Source organism: Mesorhizobium australicum WSM2073 (genome assembly GCF_000230995.2).
Taxonomy (GTDB): domain Bacteria; phylum Pseudomonadota; class Alphaproteobacteria; order Rhizobiales; family Rhizobiaceae; genus Mesorhizobium; species Mesorhizobium australicum.
The window spans coordinates 3,729,171-3,746,464 of record NC_019973.1 but is presented as its reverse complement, the minus strand read 5'-3'; the positions used below and the strand labels follow the sequence as shown (position 1 = coordinate 3,746,464).

The 17,294-nt window shown below is 64.2% G+C and carries 16 protein-coding genes; 7 read left to right on the top strand and 9 right to left on the bottom strand.

Features of this window, described 5'->3' with window-relative positions:
- Positions 1 to 26 precede the first annotated feature (26 nt).
- The 3 genes from MESAU_RS17935 to MESAU_RS17925 are packed head-to-tail and all read left to right on the top strand — an operon-like array spanning position 27 to position 3,459.
- The gene (locus tag MESAU_RS17935) at positions 27 to 974 is read left to right on the top strand and encodes an ABC transporter permease (protein WP_015317461.1); all 948 of its coding nucleotides are present in this window, start codon (positions 27 to 29) and stop codon (positions 972 to 974) included.
- Positions 971 to 1,840, top strand: a complete 870-nt coding sequence (locus MESAU_RS17930) for an ABC transporter permease (RefSeq protein WP_015317460.1) — start codon at positions 971 to 973, stop codon at positions 1,838 to 1,840. Before MESAU_RS17935 ends, MESAU_RS17930 begins: the two co-directional genes overlap by 4 nt.
- On the top strand, positions 1,837 to 3,459 hold the full coding sequence (locus MESAU_RS17925; protein WP_015317459.1) for an ABC transporter ATP-binding protein: 1,623 nt from the start codon (positions 1,837 to 1,839) through the stop codon (positions 3,457 to 3,459). The genes MESAU_RS17930 and MESAU_RS17925 overlap by 4 nt, the downstream gene beginning before the upstream one ends.
- Before the next feature lie 14 nt (positions 3,460 to 3,473).
- Here MESAU_RS17925 and MESAU_RS17920 read toward each other — a convergent pair whose 3' ends face one another.
- Entirely contained in the window at positions 3,474 to 3,905 is a 432-nt protein-coding gene (locus tag MESAU_RS17920; protein ID WP_015317458.1) for a TerB family tellurite resistance protein, read from the bottom strand.
- Positions 3,906 to 4,019: 114 nt separating this feature from the next.
- Between MESAU_RS17920 and MESAU_RS17915 the strand changes: the two genes are divergently transcribed.
- Positions 4,020 to 4,805 (top strand): TSUP family transporter, encoded by a 786-nt coding sequence (locus MESAU_RS17915; RefSeq protein WP_015317457.1) that lies wholly within the window; start codon positions 4,020 to 4,022, stop codon positions 4,803 to 4,805.
- Positions 4,806 to 4,856: 51 nt separating this feature from the next.
- Positions 4,857 to 5,027 carry a hypothetical protein gene (locus MESAU_RS30305; protein ID WP_015317456.1) on the top strand — a complete coding sequence of 57 codons (171 nt, stop codon included), beginning with the start codon at positions 4,857 to 4,859 and terminating at the stop codon, positions 5,025 to 5,027.
- Positions 5,028 to 5,194: 167 nt separating this feature from the next.
- On the opposite strand, the gene MESAU_RS17910 is transcribed toward MESAU_RS30305, so the two are convergent.
- Both MESAU_RS17910 and MESAU_RS17905 read right to left on the bottom strand, forming a co-directional pair.
- Positions 5,195 to 6,670, bottom strand: a complete 1,476-nt coding sequence (locus MESAU_RS17910; protein WP_015317455.1) for a cobyric acid synthase — start codon at positions 6,668 to 6,670, stop codon at positions 5,195 to 5,197.
- The gene (locus MESAU_RS17905; protein WP_015317454.1) at positions 6,670 to 7,284 is read right to left on the bottom strand and encodes a dimethylsulfonioproprionate lyase family protein; all 615 of its coding nucleotides are present in this window, start codon (positions 7,282 to 7,284) and stop codon (positions 6,670 to 6,672) included. The genes MESAU_RS17910 and MESAU_RS17905 overlap by 1 nt, the downstream gene beginning before the upstream one ends.
- A 136-nt stretch (positions 7,285 to 7,420) precedes the next feature.
- On the opposite strand from MESAU_RS17905, the gene MESAU_RS17900 reads away from it, so the two are divergent.
- Positions 7,421 to 8,587 (top strand): isobutyryl-CoA dehydrogenase, encoded by a 1,167-nt coding sequence (locus MESAU_RS17900; RefSeq protein WP_015317453.1) that lies wholly within the window; start codon positions 7,421 to 7,423, stop codon positions 8,585 to 8,587.
- A 26-nt stretch (positions 8,588 to 8,613) separates the two neighbouring features.
- Positions 8,614 to 9,498 (top strand): 3-hydroxyisobutyrate dehydrogenase, encoded by an 885-nt coding sequence (gene mmsB / locus MESAU_RS17895; RefSeq protein ID WP_015317452.1) that lies wholly within the window; start codon positions 8,614 to 8,616, stop codon positions 9,496 to 9,498.
- A 282-nt stretch (positions 9,499 to 9,780) separates the two neighbouring features.
- Here the strand turns inward: mmsB and MESAU_RS17890 are convergent, their stop codons facing one another.
- From MESAU_RS17890 to MESAU_RS17865, 6 genes are all read right to left on the bottom strand, one after another.
- A complete protein-coding gene (locus tag MESAU_RS17890; RefSeq protein ID WP_015317451.1) occupies positions 9,781 to 10,425 on the bottom strand; it encodes a cytochrome c oxidase assembly factor Coa1 family protein in 645 nt (214 codons plus the stop codon).
- An 81-nt stretch (positions 10,426 to 10,506) separates the two neighbouring features.
- A complete protein-coding gene (locus MESAU_RS17885) occupies positions 10,507 to 10,872 on the bottom strand; it encodes a hypothetical protein (protein ID WP_015317450.1) in 366 nt (121 codons plus the stop codon).
- A gap of 134 nt (positions 10,873 to 11,006) precedes the next feature.
- On the bottom strand, positions 11,007 to 12,386 hold the full coding sequence (locus MESAU_RS17880) for an aspartate aminotransferase family protein (protein ID WP_015317449.1): 1,380 nt from the start codon (positions 12,384 to 12,386) through the stop codon (positions 11,007 to 11,009).
- A gap of 244 nt (positions 12,387 to 12,630) precedes the next feature.
- A complete protein-coding gene (locus tag MESAU_RS17875) occupies positions 12,631 to 14,700 on the bottom strand; it encodes a prolyl oligopeptidase family serine peptidase (RefSeq protein WP_015317448.1) in 2,070 nt (689 codons plus the stop codon).
- A 98-nt stretch (positions 14,701 to 14,798) separates the two neighbouring features.
- Positions 14,799 to 15,959 carry an MFS transporter gene (locus MESAU_RS17870; RefSeq protein WP_015317447.1) on the bottom strand — a complete coding sequence of 387 codons (1,161 nt, stop codon included), beginning with the start codon at positions 15,957 to 15,959 and terminating at the stop codon, positions 14,799 to 14,801.
- 96 nt (positions 15,960 to 16,055) lie between these two features.
- A complete protein-coding gene (locus tag MESAU_RS17865; RefSeq protein ID WP_015317446.1) occupies positions 16,056 to 17,231 on the bottom strand; it encodes an MFS transporter in 1,176 nt (391 codons plus the stop codon).
- Positions 17,232 to 17,294 lie beyond the last annotated feature (63 nt).

The window sequence follows — 17,294 nt, the reverse complement described above, 5'->3', positions numbered from 1 at the left end:
GTGCGCGCGCCACTCCCTCGCCTTCCATGAGCGCCTACCTCCTCAAGCGCCTCGCCGTCGCTTTAGCCACGCTGGTGCTTGCCTCGATGGTGGTGTTCGCCGTGCTGGAGATCCTCCCCGGCGATCCGGCGCGGCTGATGCTGGGCATGAACGCCAGTGCCGACCAAGTGGAACTCTTGCGCAACCAGATGGGCCTCAACGCGCCGATCGTACTGCGCTATCTGCACTGGGCCGGCGGCTTGCTCACCCTCGATTTCGGCCGCTCCTATACCTACTCGGTCCCGGTCATCGATCTCGTGCGTGAACGGCTGGCCGTCTCGCTGCCGCTGGCGCTGATCGCGCTCGCGCTCTCCACCTTGATCGCCACTCCGGTCGGCCTGTTTTCCGCCAGCCGACGCGGACGGGCCGGCGATACGATTTCAATGGGCGTCGCGCAGCTTGGCGTTGCCGTGCCCAATTTCTGGTTCGCGCTGATGCTGATCTATGTCTTCGCCGTCTGGCTGCGTCTGGTCCCGGCCGGTGGTTTTCCTGGTTGGGGCGCCGGCGCCTGGCCGGCACTGAAATCGCTGCTGTTGCCGGCGGTGGCGCTTGCCTTGCCGCAAGCGGCGATCCTGGCGCGCGTCACCCGCTCGGCGCTGATCGAGGTGCTCAACGAGGATTACATCCGCACCGCCCGCGCCAAGGGCCTGCCCTATCGAGCCGTGCTGTGGCGGCACGCGCTACGCAATGCCATGATCCCGGTGCTGACCATCCTTGGCCTGCAGTTCGCCTTCCTGCTCGCCGGCACCATCATCATCGAAAATGTCTTCTATTTGCCCGGGCTCGGCCGGCTGGTGTTCCAGGCGATCACCCAGCGCGACCTGATCGTCGTCGAGAGCGTCGTCATGCTGCTGGTCGCCGCCGTCGTTGCCGTCAACCTCGTCGTCGACCTTTCCTATGCGGTGGTCGATCCCCGCCTGAGGACCCGGCAATGACGCTGCGCATCGACATCCCCGACGAGACGTTCCGCGGCATCCTGGTCAAGGCGTTTGGGAACACCGCTTTCGTTACCGGTTTCGTCATCACCGTGCTGATCCTGGCGATGGCTGTCGTCTCCTATGTCTGGACACCCTTCGATGTGACGAGGCTCGTCATAGCGGACAAGACGCAAGGTCCCTCGCTGGCGCACTGGTTCGGCACCGACCATTTCGGCCGCGATATCCTGTCGATGATCATGGTTGGCGCCCGCAACTCGATCGCCGTGGCGCTGGTCGCCGTCGGGATCGGCATGGGTGTCGGCGTGCCGCTTGGCGCCTTCGCCGCCGCGCGCGGCGGCCTCGTCGACGAGGCGCTGATGCGCATCAACGACCTCGTCTTCGCGTTCCCCGCGCTGCTGTCGGCCATCATGATAACAGCCATCTTCGGGCCGGGCGCCGTCAACGCGATCATAGCCATCGGTATCTTCAACATTCCGGTGTTCGCCCGCGTCGCCCGCGCCGGCGCGCTGGCCGTCTGGCCGCGTGAATTCATCCTTGCCGCGCGCGCCGCCGGCAAGAGCAGCACGCAGATATCGATCGAACACGTGCTGCCCAACATCGCCACGCTGCTCCTAGTGCAAGGCACAATCCAGTTCGCGCTGGGCATCCTGGCCGAAGCCGGGCTTTCCTATCTCGGCCTCGGCGCTCAGCCGCCAATGCCGAGCTGGGGCCGCATGCTGTTCGACGCCCAGACGCGCATGGTGGTGGCGCCGTGGATGGCGATCTTCCCCGGCATGGCGATCGTCGTCACCGTGCTCGGCCTGAATCTTCTGGGCGACGGCATCGCCGACATTCTCGACCCGAAATCGCGGCGGCAGCGATGAGCCTGCTCGAAGTCGATAATCTGTCGCTGGTCATCGGCGACACACAGATCTTGAAAGACATGGAGCTCTCCGTCGCGCCCGGCGAAGTGATGGGGCTGGTCGGCGAATCCGGCTCCGGCAAATCGATGACAGCGCTGACGGTGATGCGGCTCCTGCCCCATGCCGCACGCGCCACCGGGCGCATTACATTCGACGGCATCGATATTCTCGGCGCGACCGAGGACCAGATGTGTGCCTTGCGCGGCGACGACATCGGCATGGTTTTCCAGGAGCCGATGACGGCGCTCAATCCGGTCAAGACGATCGGCGAACAAGTCGCCGAAGGCATACGCTGGCACACCAGGGCAAGCCGTGCCGACGCCGAGGAGCGGGCGCGAAAAATGCTCGACCGCGTCGGCCTGCCCGAAGCGAAATTCCCGCTGTCGCGCTATCCGCACGAATTGTCGGGCGGCCAGCGCCAGCGCGTCGTCATCGCCATCGCCTGCGCGCTGAAGCCGAAGCTGCTGATCGCCGACGAGCCGACGACGGCGCTCGACGTGGTGCTGCAGGCACAGATCCTCGACCTCCTGCGCGATCTCGTGGCGGAGAACCGCATGGGTCTGCTGCTGGTCTCGCATGATCTCGCTGTCGTAACAGAGATGGCCGACCGCATCACCATCCTGCGCCATGGCGAGGTGATGGACGCCGGCGACACGGCGCGTACGCTCTCGGAACAGTTCCATCCCTATACGCGCCAGCTGGCGCAGGCCTCGATGCATGTTCCGGCGCGCGCCAAGCCTCATCGTGTCGGGATGGACCAACCCTTGCTGCAGGTTGAGGGCGTCAGCCGCGACTACCCCGGCCGCCGCATCGCGCTGTTCAGGCGCGCGCCCGACATACGTGCGGTCGACGATGTCTCCCTGTCGATGGCGCCGGGCCAGTCGGTGGCGCTGGTCGGCCGCTCCGGCTGCGGCAAGTCGACCCTTGCCCGCATGATCCTGGCGTTGGACCGGCCGAGTTCGGGCGTGATCCGCTTTCGCGGCGAACCCATCACCGGCAGGAGCGAGGCCGAGCTGAAGCCGGCCAGGCGCGATATGCAGGTTGTCTTCCAGGACCCCTACGGCTCCTTCGATCCGCGCCAGAAGGTCGAAAAACTGGTCGCCGAACCCCTGCATGTCCTGGAGAAAAAACCGACGCGCGCCGAGCGCCGCGAGATGGTGGCGCATGCGCTGCACGAGGTCGGCCTCGACGAACGCGACATGCACAAATATCCGCACGAATTTTCCGGCGGCCAGCGCCAACGCCTGTCGATCGCCCGCGCCATCATCACGCGCCCCAAGCTTGTCGTCGCCGACGAGCCGGTCTCGGCGCTCGATGTTTCGATTCGTGCACAGATCCTGGACCTCTTCGCCGGACTCAACCGGAAACTCGGCATCGCCTATCTCTTCATCACTCATGACCTGGCCGTCGCCCGCGCCATCACGGATGAGGTGCTTGTCATGCATGACGGCAAGATCGTCGAGCGCGGCAGGACGAGCGAACTGCTCGATCACCCACAATCAGAGGCGGCCAGGGCGCTTGTCGCTGCGGCGCCGGATCTGCGCCGGGCGATCGCGAAACGGATGCAGGAACAAGGGTGAGTTGCCGCCGCCCGCTACTCTTCCGGCTTCACCACGTCGACCGGGCTGATGTCGAGCAAATCGAGCGTGCGGCGCAACAGGCGCACCTCGGTCTCGGCCAGTTGCGAATCCGCCTTGGCGATTTCCGCCATGTGCTGCGCCAATTGCTTGCGCCGCCCGACGTCGAGGTCGCGAAACAGCGCGATCGCCTGCGAGCCGTTGGTCTCGTAGCCGAATTCGTTGAGATATTCGATGACCGCGTCGATGCTGGTTTCCGGAATGCCGAAAGCATCCTTGCAGATGCGCCGGAAGGCGATCATCTCGCTCTCGCTCACCGTGCCATCGGCCAGGATCATCCGGAACAGCATCAGCAGTTCCGCCGACAGGACGGGATCGTCCGCGACCTTGCGCACGCCCGGGTCGCCGTCGAAGATCGAGCGTATCTGGTCCAGCAATGCGAATGCCATGAACGGCCCCTTTCCGATTCCTCTTCAACAGAATTAGCGCGGAATCGGCCTTGCGCAAACGGGGTGGCCGTGGTCGAACGCGCGCCAAAGCCGACGGACATCTCGATATATCAGATGATCGACCTCACCGCCCAGACCATCGCCATGCTCGCTTTCGCCGCCTTTGCCGCGGGCTTTGTCGATTCGATAGCCGGCGGCGGCGGGCTGATCACCATTCCGGCGCTGCTGCTCGCCGGTTTTTCGCCGGTCGAGGCGCTTGGAACCAACAAGCTGCAAGGCATGTTCGGCTCCGGGTCGGCGACGATCCACTATGCCTCGAAAGGCCATGTCGACCTGCGCCGGCAGTTGCCATCGGCGCTGCTTGCCCTCGCTGGCGGCGCCATCGGCGCACTGCTGGCCACGATCGTGCCCGGCGACCTGTTACGCGCGGCCCTGCCGCTGGTGCTGATTGCCATTGCGCTCTACTTCGCGCTCAAGCCCAACATGAACGATGTCGACCGGGCCGAGCGCCTGTCGCCCTTCCTGTTCGGCGTGACCGTGGTGCCGGCCATCGGCTTCTATGATGGCGTATTCGGGCCGGGCGCCGGTTCCTTCTACATGCTGGCCTTCGTGACGCTCGCCGGCTACGGCGTGCTCAAGGCAACGGCGCACACCAAACTGCTCAATTTCGCCTCCAACATCGGCGGCTTCATCATCTTTGCCGCTGTCGGCGTCATCTCATGGAAGATTGGCCTGATGATGGGCGTCGCCCAGTTCCTCGGCGCCCGCGTTGGCGCGAGCTTGGCCATGCGTATCGGCGCCAAGCTGATCAAGCCGCTGCTGGTCATCGTCTGCGTGGCTCTGGCGGTGAAGCTGCTGGCCGATCCGGCCAACCCGTTGCGTGTCATGATTGGTCTGTGATCACGCGCCTGTTACAGTGCTGATGTTCGAATCATGTTGGAGGAGTCAGACATGAATCTCAGCGCGCCTACCCAGATTATTTTCATCATCTCCGTTGTCATCGCCATCATCGGCATTCTTGCCGCGCTTGGCGTCCTCGCGTTCATTCCAATCGCATCGGTGTGGATTGTTCTTATCGCCTACATCGTGCTGGCCGCCGGCTGCCTGATGCGCGGCGCCTGACAAGTTTCCCTCGACAAGCGGGGACTGAGAGCGCCCGGCCAAGCCGGGCGTTTTTGATTCTAATGCGGGCTCTGCTAGATTCGCTTGGCGGAAGGATGGGCAATGCCAATCGAGATGTCTGGTCGTTCGGCACCTACTGGCCGAAGGCCAGCGAGAAGGCCTGACCTTCAACGCGCCAGCGAAAAAATCGCGTCGCAGTCCAGATGGGTCTCCAACTCGGCGGCGACTTCGTCCAGCGCCCGCTCGACTTCGGCACGATAGTCGAGGCCACCGCCCTTGATGCCGAGGCTTTCGAGAAATTTCCCGCGAAAGCCGTCGGCGCCGAACAGGCCATGCATGTAAGTGCCGATCACCTTGCCGTCCGCCGAGATCGCGCCATCCTCGGCACCATTGATGATCGCCGACGGGCGCCTGGTGTCCGGACCCGTGGTGCGGCCGAGGTGGATCTCGTAGCCTTCGAGCGGCAGGCCGAACGGCACTGACCGGGCGCTGACATTTCGCACCGTCTTTTCCGGCTCCATCACCGTCTCGACATCGAGCAGGCCGAGCCCCTCGGCTTCCATGACGGAGCCTTCGATGCCGTCGGGATCGCGTACCATGCGGCCGAGCATCTGGAACCCGCCGCAGATGCCGACGACATGGCCGCCGCGCTTGCGGTGCGCCGCAAGATCCCGATCCCAACCATTCTCGCGCAACTTCAGGAGATCGCCGATCGTCGACTTGGAGCCGGGAATGACCACCAGCCCGGCATCGGCCGGCAGCTTCTTTCCCGGCGGCACGAACACCACTTCGACCTGCGGTTCGGCCTTGAGCGGGTCGAGATCGTCGAAATTCGCAATGCGGCCAAGCATCGGCACCGCCACTTTGAGCGCGCGCGCCTCGCCGGATGCCAGCCGCTCCAGCACCACGGAATCTTCCGAGGGTAGCCGTGCCGCGGCCTTCAGCCACGGCACGACGCCGAAACAGCGCCAGTCGGTGAACTTCTCGATCGCCTTGATGCCGTCATCGAACAGCGAGACATCGCCCCGGAACTTGTTGATGAGATAGCCGACGATCATGCGCCGGTCTTCTTCCGGCAGGATCAGATGCGTGCCCGCGACCGAGGCGATGACGCCACCGCGATCGATGTCGCCGACCAGCACCACCGGCACATCGGCGCGCGTGGCAAAGCCCATATTGGCGATATCGCGGCTGCGGAGGTTGATTTCGGCCGGCGAGCCGGCGCCCTCCACGATGACGAGGTCGGCGCCCTCGCCGACCTTGCCCCAGGACTCCAGCACTGCATCCATCAGCCGGCCCTTCAGCGCCTGGTAGTCGCGCGCCCGCGCCTCGCCGAACACCTTGCCCTGGACGATGACCTGCGCGCCGACATCGGTCTGCGGCTTGAGCAGCACCGGGTTCATATGCACCGATGGCGGCACGCCGCAGGCGATCGCCTGCAGCCATTGCGCGCGGCCGATCTCGCCGCCACCATGGTTGTTGTCGCCGGGGATATCGGCGACGGCGGCGTTGTTCGACATGTTCTGCGGCTTGAATGGCCGCACCTTCAGGCCACGCTTTTTCGCGGCGCGGCAAAGGCCTGCGACCAGCACCGTCTTGCCGACATCCGACCCTGTGCCTTGCAGCATGATTGCCCTGGCCATCAGCCTCTGACCTGCGTCGCGGTGCCGGTGATCGTGGATTTTTGCGCCAACGGCCCGCCGCGCCAGATATAGAGCGCCAGCAGCGGGTCCTTGCCGGTCCGCATGGCGTGGTTGACATTGGAGGCATGGTGGACGACCTCGCTGGCCTCCCGCCTGCGAAAACCGCTTTCGCCCATGCGCCATTCCGTACCGCCGGTCAGCGGAATATAGATTTCCTCGGCGACATGATGATGGTCGGGGTAGACGATCCCGGGTCCGAGAATCAGCAGCCCGGCGGCGACCTCTTCGTTGACGAAGTGCCCGCGCGTGCCGAAGATTTCCAGCCAGCCGTAATTGTCGGTGAAGGCCCTGCCGAAATCAGCCTCGGTGTAGGTCTGCCCCCAATGCAGTTCGTTGCGCTGCTCGGCCAGCAATCGCACCAGCGGCCTCGCATCCGGCGGCGCCAGTTCGGCCGCGCGATCGAGATGGCGCAGGCAACCAAGCCGGTGCGGCTCCAAATTTCGGGCTGGCATATCCCAGCCGATACGCGCCACCGCCTCGCGCACCAGAGCGTCATCGACGGAAGCGAGATAGGCGTGGAACTTTTCCAGCAGCTTATCGAATTTTGTCGTCACATCTTGCTCCGGGCATGCATTGGTGCACAGCCGCTCCGCGGCGGGTCGGGTTGCGCGGCGGCATCATTGGTCTAGATTGGTCCGCGCGCAAAGCCAAAAACGACGGGCCAGCAGGTCAGACATCAGGGAGCACGCCATGGACGCCGCGGTCGATGCGAGCACCAGCCAGTTCGAACTCAACGAGGAACAGCGTGCCATCCAGGAGATGGCGCGGGCCTTCGCCGCCGATCGCGTCGCGCCCAATGCGCTCGACTGGGACCGCAGGCGACATTTCCCCGCCGATGTGATCCGCGAGACGGGGCCGCTCGGCCTCGGCGGCATCTATGTCAGGGACGATGTCGGCGGTTCCGCGCTCGGCCGGCTCGACGCCGTACTGATCTTCGAGGCGCTGTCGCATGCCGACCCGGCCTTTTCGTCCTTCATCTCGATCCACAACATGGTGGCCTCGATGATCGACCGCTTCGGCAATGAAGAACAGCGCCAGCGTTTCCTGCCGAAGCTCGCCTCCATGGAATGGCTGGCGAGCTATTGCCTGACCGAGCCTGGCTCGGGTTCGGATGCGGCGGCGCTGAAGACGCGCGCGGTGAAAAGCGGCGGCGATTACATCCTCAACGGCGCCAAGCAGTTCATCTCCGGCGCCGGCGACAGCGATGTCTATGCCGTCATGGTGCGCACCGGCGCCGACGGCCCGAAAGGCATCTCCACCATCGTCGTGCCCAAGGATGCGCCCGGCCTCTCCTTCGGCGCCAATGAGCACAAGATGGGCTGGCACATGCAATCGACCCGCCAGGTTATCTTCGAGAACTGCAAGGTGCCGGCGGAGAACCTCTTGTCGGGCGAAGGCGCCGGCTTCGGCATCGCCATGGCCGGGCTCGACGGCGGCCGGCTGAACATCGCCGCCTGTTCGCTGGGCGGCGCCCAGTCGGCGCTCGACAAGGCGCTGTCCTATACCGCCGAGCGCAAGGCATTCGGCTCGAAGATCAACCAGTTCCAGGCGCTGCAGTTCAGGCTGGCCGACATGGAGACAGAGTTGCAGGCGGCGCGCATCTTTCTCTATGCGGCGGCCTCCAAACTCGACCGCAAGGCGCCGGACGCCGGCAAATGGTCGGCAATGGCCAAGCGCTTCGTCACCGACACCGGCTTCAACGTCGCCAACGACGCGCTGCAACTGCTGGGCGGCTACGGCTACCTGCATGATTACGGCATCGAGAAGCTGGTGCGCGATCTCAGGGTGCACCAGATCCTCGAAGGCACCAACGAAATCATGCGCGTCATCATCGCGCGCGCCCTGATCGGCCGCTGACGCCAGCAAACTCCGGGAGAGAGACTATGACGACGATCGCCTTCATCGGCCTCGGCAATATGGGCAATCCGATGGCCGCAAACCTGGTCAAGGCTGGGCATGCCGTGCACGGTTTCGACCTGATGCCGGAAAACCTCGCGGTCGCGCGCGAACATGGCGTCGTCGTTATGGCCAATGCGCTCGCGGCGGTGAAGGATGCCGACGTGGTCATCACCATGCTGCCGGCCGGCAAGCACGTGCTGTCGGTCTATGGGGACATTGCTCCCAAGGCCAGGAACGGCGCGCTGTTCATCGATTCCTCGACGATCGACGTCGAATCGGCGCGCAAGGCGCATACGATTGCAGCAAAGCACGGCCTGCTGTCCATCGACGCGCCGGTTTCGGGCGGCACCGGTGGTGCCACGGCCGGTACATTGACCTTCATGGCTGGGGGAGCCGACGATGCTTTCTCGGCCGCCGAGCCGATCCTGAAGCCGATGGCCGGCCGCATCGTCCATTGCGGCGGTGACGGCGCCGGACAGGCGGCGAAGATCTGCAACAACATGATCCTCGGCATTTCGATGATCGGCGTCGCCGAGGCGTTCGTGCTGGCGGAAAAACTCGGCCTGTCGCATCAGGCGCTGTTCGACGTCGCCTCGACCTCGTCGGGCCAGTGCTGGTCGCTGACCACCTATTGCCCCGTGCCTGGCCCGGTTCCCACTTCGCCCGCCAACAGGGATTACAAGCCCGGATTTGCGGCGGCTCTTATGCTGAAAGACCTGAAATTGTCGCAGGAAGCAGCGCTTGGCGCGGGCGCGGTGACACCGCTTGGCGCAGAAGCGGCGCAGCTCTATGCCCTTTTCAACGCCCAGGGCCATGGCGGCGCCGATTTCTCCGGCATAATAAATTTTCTGCGCGGCAACTCGGCGTAAGCAGCGGATTTGGTTTAGTTTTTTTCGGGTTCTTCGGACCAAGGGCCGCAAATTTAGATTTGCTTAAGCTCTCGATAACTCCGCGGTAACGATGTCCCTATAAAACAGATTGCGAGGCGGACATATCGCATCCGCCCGGCGCTCCGGATCAGGTCTCGCGTACCGGAGCCCGTAAGTTTCGCAAGTGTCTTGGTAGCGAAACGCCATGCGTATCTGGCAAAGCCGCGTTCCCGATGGGGCGCGGTTTTTGCATTTCCGGCCCCTTTATTACCGACGATCCGTCTATATTCCGATCGCCGCACCCGGGATCGGCACATGGTCTTCATTGGTCAGCACGATCGGTGCATCGACGCCGTCGACGCGGACCACGAGCAGGCGCGTGCTCCATGTGCCGGCATTGCGAACCAGATGGGAATATACGGTGCCCTTGCCCTTGGCGCCGTGGACGGGAATGCTGAACTGGGCGTCGCCCGCGCCATTTGCATTGACGTTGAGATGACCGCCGACCCAGAAATTGTCGGCCAAATCGTCGCCGATGGCGGCCTTGACCCGAACATCGGTGCGGACGGCGTCCATGGTCATGCGGTAGGCGTCGCTGCCTTTGAGCACGAAAGGGATGCTGCCGACCATCGTCGCACAACCGCCGATACTGACCACCCATACGGCAAGGCCGGCAATCGCCCAATTGCGCTGCGTCTTGCGGAACTGCTCGGCGTCGCGCCAAGCCCGGTTTTGCCAAGCCCAGCGGCTGCCGCGCGCGCCGAGCACGAAGATCATGATGAGGTTGACGACGGGGATCAGCGCCAGCAGCGCGATGAAGGTGCTGTTGCCGATGCCCCAAATCCAGTTGAGGAAGAAGGCGCCCCAGTTCCAGCGATCGAGTTCGGCTGGAATTTCAGCCGGTTGGTTGAGCGGTTGTCCGGCCATGTTGTTCCCCATCGGCGTGTATGCCGATTGGTTCTAGCGCAAGACTTCGACGATGCGCAAAAAAGTTCCGGGGCTTCCGCCTCAACCCTTTGTGGAAAGGCGGCGAAAATTTGCCCTCACCGCGCGGCCGGCCGGCTTCAGCGCTGCGCTGATCGACCGTTCGGCCGCGACGCCGTTGAACAGCGACGGCGTTCGACCCGAGAGAACCTCCGGCCAGAAACGTGACGCCGATTGCAGGAAAGACATTTGCGCCGCAAGCGCGCCCTCGGCCATGGCGACGGTCTTCTCGCTGACAGCCATTGCCGTCTCCGCGCTCCAGGGCTCGCCGCTTCGCGCCTCCATGGCCATCAGCGGCAGCCGCATCATCACCACCAGCGGCGCCAGCATCAGGTCCGCGCCAAGGCTGGCCGCCTCTTGCACGCGTCGGCTTTTGCCGGTCTTTCTCATGTGGGCAATCCCCTGTCGCGGCCGGATCGGCCGCCCCTTACATTACGCGCCGAAGGCGAAATTCGTTCCCGCTCATAGCGCATATTTCCGGGATTGGGCGTTTCTTCGCAAAAACGCCCAATCGAGGTTTGCTCCTATCGCTTGCGCAGGTCCGCCTGTGCCAGGTCGAGCGCCTTGCCGATGCGCTCGCAAGCCATGTCGATCGTATCGCGGGTCCAGATCAGCGGCGGCGACAGGATCATCGTGTCGCCGGTGGCGCGCAGCATCATGCCGTTGGCGATCGCGTGGTCGCGCACCGTCACCGCGGCACTCCCCGACGGCAGGAAGCGCTCCTTCGTCGCCTTGTCCTTGACGATCTCGATCGCGCCCATCAGGCCGATCGAGCGCACCTCGCCGACCAGGTCATGCCCGGCAATACGCTCCTGCAACGCGCTAGCGAAATAAGGTCCGGTGTCGTTCCTGACACGGTCGACCAGCCCTTCCCTCTCGATGATCTCCAGGTTCTTCAAGGCCACGGCGCAAGCCACTGGATGCCCCGAATAGGTGTAGCCATGGTTGAACTCGCCGCCCTTCTCGACCAGCGTCGAGGCAATGCGGTCGCCAACCAGCAGCGCCGAAAGAGGCTGATAGCCCGAGGTCAGCGCCTTGGCCGTGGTGATGGTGTCCGCTTCGATGCCGAAGGTCTGCGCCGCGAACCACTCACCTGTGCGGCCATAGCCGGTAATGACCTCGTCCAGCATCAAAAGCACATCGTATTTGCGGCAGATGCGCTGCACTTCGGGCCAGTAGCTCGCCGGCGGTATCTTGACGCCGCCCGCGCCCATCACCGGCTCGCCGATGAAGGCCGCGACCTTGTCGGCACCGGCCTCGAGGATGGCATCCTCGACGGACTTTGCCGCGCGCAGGCCGAAATCGTGGTCGCTTTCGCCCGGCAGAGCCAGCTCGTAGGCATAGGGCATCATCACATGGACGATGTTGGGCACCGCACCGTTGAGCTGCTTGTGCATGGCATCCATGCCGCCGAGCGAAGTGCCGGCAATGGTCGAGCCGTGATAGGCCATCTTGCGCGAAATGACGCGGTTCTTCTCCGGCTTACCCTCAAGCACCCAGTAATGGCGCACCAGGCGCAAGGCGGTGTCGTTGGCCTCCGATCCGGACGAGCCGTAAAACACCTGATTCACGTTGCGTGGTGCGATCTCGGCCAGCTTCTTCGACAACAGCACCGGCGTCGGCGTCGAGCATTTGAAGAAGGAATTGTAGTAAGGCAGTTCCTTCATCTGTGCATAGGCGGCCTCGGCCAGCTCGTCGCGGCCATAGCCGATATTGACGCACCACAGGCCGGCCATGCCGTCCAGCAGTTCCGTCCCTTCGGAATCGTAGATGAACGGGCCATTGGCGCGGGTGATGACGCGGGCGCCTGCCTCACGCAGCTCCTTATGGTCGGTGAAGGGATGCAGGTGATGCGCGGCGTCGATCTGCTGAAGCTGCTTCAGCGAATAATTCTGATAGGTCATTGATCTGGTCTTTCCTCTGAAATCATTCCGGCGGTGCCGGGGCGAATTCGTCAGAGGACGGCAGGCGGCGAATAGCCGATGCGGGCGCACAGCCGCAAAAGCTCGGCGCGCAGCGTGCGTGACGACGGTGTCACCGCGACCCGGAATGCGCGAGCTGATAGTGTAGCGAGAGCCATGAAGGTACCTTAGAGCAAAGGGCGGTCGAGGTGAACCACCCTTTGCTCAGGGGTGCCATGGAATGAGGTCAGGCTTTTCCGCCCAGTGCGCGCTGCAGGAAGACATACTTCATCGCCGTCTGCGCCGCCTGCGGCCGGCGGTCGCCGCGCCCGCCATGTCCGCCTTCGGTCTCCTCGAAGAACAGCGTCTTGCCGTGTCCTGCCTCCTGCAGGCGGGCCGCCATCTTGCGCGCATGGCCGGGATGGACCCGGTCGTCGGCGGTCGAGGTCGTCAAGAGCACCGGCGGATAGGCGGCATCGGCCTTGACATGTTGATAGGGCGAATAGGCGGAAAGCCACTTGGCGTCTTCCGGCTTCGACGGATCGCCATATTCGGCCATCCACGAAGCGCCCGGCGGCAATTCGGTGTAGCGCAGCATGTCGAGCAGTGGCACCTCGATGATGACGGCGCCGAAAAGCTCGGGATGCTGCGTCAGGGAAGCGCCGGTCAGCAGGCCGCCATTGGAGCCGCCCTGGATGCCGAGCGATTGAGCCGTGGCGATACCGCGCCTGACGACGTCCTGCGCCACTGCCGCGAAATCATCAAACCCGTTCTGGCGTTTGCCTTTCAGCGCCGCCTGGTGCCAGGCCGGTCCGAACTCGCCGCCGCCGCGAATGCAGGCCTGCACATAGGCATTGCCTTTCTCCAGCCATAGCTTGCCGCGCACGCCGGCATAGCCGGGCAACAGCGGCACTTCGAAACCGCCATAGCCGTAGAGTAGCGTCGGCACCGGACCGTTCTGGTCGCGCCGCCTGACGACGAAATAAGGGATCATCGTGCCGTCCTTCGAGCGCGCCTCGAACTGCTCCGAGATCAGCGGCGAGGCATCGAAGCGGGCCGGCTGCGATTTCACGGTCGCCAGCGTCTCGCCATTGTCATCGGACCAGATGATCGAGCTTGGCGTCAGGAAATCGGTGAAGGAAAAGGAGACGGTGGAGCCGAAATGCTCGGCATGGCTGATGCCGACAGTGCCGTTTTCAGGCAGCGCGATGGGTTTCAGCGACCAGGCGCCGCGCTCGCGCTCGCAGACGAGAACCTTGCCGCGCACATTGTCCATCAAGCTGATGAACAGGCGGTCCTGCGTTCTTGCGAGCCCGGCAATGGAAACCCGATGCGCCGGCGCCAACAAGGTTTCGATGGCGCCAAAACCGCCGGTTTCGATCCAATGCGCGAAGTCGAAGGAGTAAAGCCCGTCCGGCTGGCATGCGGTGCCGTCCGGCGCCGTCCATGGCGTGCGCACCCCGAACACCAGTTGATCCCTAAAGAGCGAGGTGTCGGTGACGTCGTCGGGCAGCGGGATGCGGCGGTTCTCGCCCGAAGGCAGGCGCAGGAAACTGTGCGATGCGAAGAAGTTGAGTGTCCGCGCCAGAAACAGGTGACGCTTCTCGCCGTCGAACTCGACACCGGCGCCAACGGCAAGATCCTCGATCTCTGCCTCGAAGATCGGGGTCGCCTCTTCCAGCCTGGTGCCGCGCTTCCAGAGCTTGACCACGCGCGGATAGCCGGATTCTGTCTTGTCGGCCTCTTCGAAAGCGGCCGAGATGATGACCGTATCCTCGTCCAGCCAGCCGAAGCCCGATTTCGACGCCGGCGCCTGAAAACCGCCTTCCACGAAGGACTTGGCCGCGATGTCGAACTCGCGCATCGCGCTGGCGTCACCGCCATCGGGCGACATCGAGACCAGGCAGCGGTTGAAATCGGGGTAGAGCCTGACGGCGCCGCCGAACACCCATTTTATCCCCTCCCTCGCAGCCAGCTGGTCGAAGTCGATGATTGTCTCCCAGTCGGGCTTGTCGGTCTTGTAGGAAGCGACTGTCGTGCGGCGCCACAGGCCGAGCGCATTGGTCTTGTCCTGCCAGAAATTGTAGACATGACCGGCGATCGCCGCGCCAACCGCGATATTGTCCTCGGCCGTCATCAGGTCGAGCGCCGTCTGGAACGACGCCTGGTAGGATGGATCGCCCTGCAATTCCGCCACCGTGACCTCGTTCTGGCGATGCACCCAGTCGAGCGATTCCTTGCTTGTCCTGTCCTCCAGCCAGAGGAACGGATCGCCGGTCTTCTGAAAGGGCTGGGCTCTGGTTGTCGAAGCGGTCATGCAGGTCTCCGGGATTTTGAACGGCTTCGCCTACATTGCGTTGGCGGCGCTGACATTCAAGGTGCGATACGGCCTTTCGCGGCCCTTGCGGCGTTGCTTCACCGCACCCGCCGACGGATAATCGTCGCCAACGCAAGCGCGGCGCAGATCGCGCCGAGCGTCAGCGGCAGGCCGCTCGCACCGGTCACATCCATTATGCCGCCCGCTAGCGGCGGGACGACAATGCCGCCGACACCCCACATCAGGGAGAATGCCGCGTTGCCGGCAACCAGCGCCGAACCGGTGAAGCGCTCGCCAAGTTCGATGATGGACATCGTGTAGATGCCGTAGGACACAGCTCCCCAGACGAAGACGCAAGGCCAGATCAGCGGCGTTTCGATCAGCATCGGCAAAAGCACGCAGCCAAACAGCGTCAGCAGGACGCAGATGAAGCGCACGAAACGGGCCGTCAGCCGCTCGGCCAGCAGGCCAAGCGGAACCTGCATGGCGATGTTGCCGGCGATCATGACCGATAGCAGCGCCGACATGCGAGCCTCCGCGATGCCATAATGCGTGCCGTAGACGGGCAGCAGCGCCAGCACCGCCTGCTCGAAGCCCGCGGCTACGACCACCGCCGACAGAAGCAGCCAGGCGAGCGGCATGAAACCCATCACCGAAACCTGATGCCCGGCCTCGTCTACTCTGGGCAGCCGTGGCAGAACCGACGCCAGGCAGATGCCGCAGAGCACGAAGGCGCCAATGCCGACAAGGAACGGCGGCCAGCCTTCTGTGCCAACGGCGAGCAGACAAAGCGGACCGGTCGCGAAGCCGGCGGAAATGATCGTCGAATAGAGGCCCATGATGCGGCCGCGCCGGGCCGGCGGCGCCAGCGCGATTACCCAGATTTCGCTGAGCACATAGAGCGGGTTGGTCACGACGCCGATCAGCAAGCGCAGCGGAAACCAGAGATAGACGTTCTGCGTCCAGCCGATCAGCGCCAGCACGACAGCCGAAAGCGCCGCGCAAGTCAGAGCCGTGCGCCCTGCTCCGAACCGCCTCGCCAGCGCTGGAATAATTGGCGACGAGACGATGAACCCGATCGGCGTCATCGCCGCCGACAGGCCGATCATCGCGGGCGAGACACCCTGGCGCTGCAGGATGAAGCTCAGCAGCGGATAGGACAGGCCCTGCGCGATGGCGAAAACGGACACGGTCGCGATCACACCGGTGATCGCTGCCCATTGCATCGTCTCGTCGCTTCTCGTATCCACCAGGTCCATGATCCATAACGCTGTCGCGGTTGCAGACTTAGCGGTTCGGCCCGGCGGCGGTAAGCCCCGCGGCCCGGACGGATGCCCGGCTCCAGCCAGACCCTGTCAGGACCCTCCGCGGTTGGCCGATCTATAAAGCGCGAACGCGACCAGCAAAGCGTCGAGGCCAATGATCACGGTTGGCAAACCCACCGGCCCGATCGCCTGCATCAGCAGGCCCGCGCCCGGCGGACCAACGATACCGCCGACACCCCATAGCAAGGCGAACGCCGCATTGCCGGTGACCAGCAGCGAACCCCTGAAGCGGCTGCCGAGTTCGACCAGCGCCATCGTATAGACACCGTAGCCCACCGCGCCCATCACCAGAAGCACGCCCCAGATCAGCGGTGTGGTAATCAGCAGCGGGAGCAGAACAGCGCAAACGGTCGTCGCCACCGCGCAGGCCAGGATCATCGGTCGGCCACCGAAGCGTTCGGCGAGCAGGCCGAGCGGGATCTGCAGAAGGATGTTGCCCAGCGACAGCGACATCACCAGCGCGGCGAGCACCGCCTCCGGCAAGCCATAGCCGGCCCCAAACACAGGAACCAGGGCATAGGTGCTTTGCTGGACGGCGGCCGAGACCAGCACCGCCAGCAGCAGCGCCGGCGCCAACCGGGCAAAACCGACAAAGCTGCCGGCAGGCTGGCCGTCATCTTCGAAACCGGCGAGCTTCGAGGAGACAAGGCGCAAAATGACGGCGCAAAGCACAAACCCGCCAATGCCGACACTGAAAGGTGCCCAGCCCTCGATACCGACCAGAGTGAGCGTAAAGGGGCCGGCGGCATAGCCGGCGCCCATCAGTGTGTTGAACACGCCCATCACTCGCCCGCGCCGAGACGGCGGCGCCAGCGACAGCGCCCAGACTTCGCCCAGCACATAGAGCGGGTTGATGACGATGCCGATGATGAATCGGATGACGTACCAGGCAACCCAGTCTTGCAGACAGAAGATGGCCAGGAAGCACATCGCCCCAATCAGCGAGCAGCCAACCGCCAGGTTTCGCGCCCCGACCAGCCGCACGGCAGCCGGCACGAAAGAGGCCGAAAGAATCAGGCCAACCGGCATCATCGCCGCCGACAAGCCGATCAGGGCGGGCGACATGCCTTGCTTCTGCATCAGGAGCGTGAACAGCGGCGAGCTCAACCCTTGCGCCGCTCCGAACATGGCTAATGCGGCGGTGACGCCCGCGAGCGCCGCCCATTGCGTTCCCGCTTCGCCTTCGCTCGAGCCGGTCGCGACCATGCCGTCATCCATGTCAATGCGGCCATCGGCCAGCAAGCACGACTAGCTACTGGTTCGACCAGA